The following is a 2,353-nucleotide window of genomic DNA, read 5'->3' on the forward strand; positions in this document are numbered from 1 at the left end:
AACCGCTTTAAAGTGTGCAATTAAACTATTCCACTGTGCTTGCATTCCTGCTTGCATATACACTTCGTTTGGGCGATGTCAATCATATCAATATCCCCCCTCAACAACAACAATTGGTTCATTAAAAGTTGCAAACATTTCAACACAATCACCAAAAAGTTCAAAGCAAGTTTTAGCATAAAAAGCAAAAGCATCAACGACTTCGCGCGATAATCAGCCCCCTTTTTCTTGCGCTCAATGTGGCATATCAAAATGAAATAAGTTAATAATTGGTTTAATATTATTTTTTAACATTTCATTAATAACATTATTATAGAATGCAACTCCTTTTGGATTAATTGTTTTACCATCTGGAATTAATCTAGTCCATTGAATTGATGTTCGTAATGAATTAAAATTTAATTCCTTTGCAATTTTAATATCCTCTGGATAACTATGATAAAAATCATTTAAACAAGGTTGTTGATTAAAAAAACGATATTTTTCAATCTTAAATCAATAATCTCAATTGTTTGTGGTCCAGAAAAGGCACTTCCTCATAAAAAATTTTTTTCAAATTTATACTGTCCCATCAGAAATCTCCTCTCTAAATACAAGTCTTATTATATCCATTATATTTAAAGAAACAATACCAATAAAAAGAATTATTTTAATAAAAAAGCACCTTGCTTTTTATTAGGTATTAAATTATTTGTAATAATTAAAAAAATCCCATCAAGGATTTATTTTTTGATTTTTGGTTTTAATTTTAAATACTGTTCTCACATTGCTAATGCTGCCTCATGTTCAAAAATAAATTTTTTATTCTTGATTAAATGTTTTAAATTATCAATTTCTGTTCAAATCACATTAATAATATCACGTGTATATTTTCATGCAATCCGATTTCGATTAAATTCTTTTAAATCTAAAATTTTATAACTTCCATCAGCAAAAACTTTAATATCTAAATCATAATCAATATATTTAATTGTCTTTTGGTCCATAATAAATGGCGATGCGATATTACAATAATAATTAATTCCGGTTTCTTTAAACATACAAATGATGTTGCTCCAATTATTACGATTAAAAATTCAAATTGCTGGTTCATTTGTTTTTCATTTTCTGCCGTTTAATTCTGTTACGGTCACATCTTCATTTACTAAAACAATATACTCTTCTTCTAACAATAAAACAACAGCTGATTCTCAACTACGATAAACCGAGCCATTGTGTTTGTAAGCATGTACTAAAACACTATCTCCAACTTGTAACGTGTCCATTGTGCTGCCTCCCTATTAATCCATTAATAAAAATTACAACAAAAAACAATTAAAAATGTCTGTAAAATTATAAGTTGCCATAATATAAAATTTTGTTTTTTTGATATTAATTAATTTAAAATAAAAATTATTTAATTAATATTTTAAATACGTCAACATTATAATTATAACAGTTATATTTATTAAGTAAATAAAAAAGCACCAACTAGCAAGAAAAACTTTATCCAATAATTTAATAATTTTACAAAAATAAAAAAACTACTCACCTGTAGTTAAAAATGGGGCGGCTGATGGGACTTGAACCCACGAGTGCCGGAGCCACAATCCGGAGCGTTAACCTCTTCGCCACAACCGCCACGTATGATTAAATAAATAACCTTGTTTATTATAACTTAAAACAAGAAAATGTAAATAGAAAATTTTCTAGTTCCCCAAAAGTTTTCGGCCATCACCTTAAACATTTTAAAACTATTAAATTGTTAATAAATCTTATCAATAGTTTTATATTATAATGTACTAGGTACATATATGCAGTACCCAAAGGAGTGCGAATGGAAGAAGAGTAACTAAATATATATAATTAAAAAGAACAAAATTTTAACTAAAGAACTAATAATTCGCAATGTTAAATTCCTTTGTTTCGCTAGTTACGTTCAAACAGAGACAGATGTTATTAACTTCTTAAGAAAGTATAAAAATAAAAAGGCAAACCATAACGCATATGCATATGTCATCGGCAGTAGGCGTGAAAATATTTATAAAACTGATAATGGTGAAGCGCGACATATCTCTGGAAACACCATTTTGGAAAACATTATTGAAAAAAATCTAACAAATATTATTGTCTTAGTTCATCGGTATTATAATCCAATTTATAATTTACCCGAAGACTGGATTAAGAATGGGTATGCGACCATTACCCGTATTATTTTAACTTCCGCCCAATTAGAAAAAATAAATGAACAAATTAAAATTGGAATTTTATTGCGCCCCTTGAACAAAGTATTCTTACGAGAACTTTTAGACAAAAATAAAATTAATATTAGACTTCTTGCATTACTTGTTAAAAAATTGCAAATATTTGTAAA

At 27.5% G+C, this 2,353-nt stretch carries 3 protein-coding genes and 1 tRNA gene; 1 reads left to right on the forward strand and 3 read right to left on the reverse strand.

Annotation, left to right across the window (positions count from 1 at the left end; translation table 4 throughout):
• The 3 genes from TS70_RS08755 to TS70_RS06310 all read right to left on the reverse strand — a co-directional run.
• Window positions 1–540 (reverse strand): family 1 glycosylhydrolase (locus tag TS70_RS08755; RefSeq protein WP_308699459.1); only part of this gene is annotated, 540 nt, incomplete at its 3' end.
• 182 nt (window positions 541–722) lie between these two features.
• Complete coding sequence (locus tag TS70_RS08760; RefSeq protein ID WP_198049748.1) at window positions 723–1,265, reverse strand: DUF402 domain-containing protein; 543 nt, start codon at window positions 1,263–1,265, stop codon at window positions 723–725.
• Window positions 1,266–1,544: 279 nt separating this feature from the next.
• Window positions 1,545–1,620, reverse strand: a tRNA-His gene (locus TS70_RS06310).
• Window positions 1,621–1,946: 326 nt separating this feature from the next.
• Here TS70_RS06310 and TS70_RS06315 point away from each other — a divergent pair.
• A partial coding sequence (locus TS70_RS06315; protein ID WP_308699460.1) for a YigZ family protein occupies window positions 1,947–2,353 on the forward strand: 407 nt, incomplete at its 3' end.

Source organism: Spiroplasma sp. hyd1 (genome assembly GCF_016082235.1).
Classification (GTDB): domain Bacteria; phylum Bacillota_I; class Bacilli_A; order Mycoplasmatales; family Mycoplasmataceae; genus Spiroplasma; species Spiroplasma poulsonii.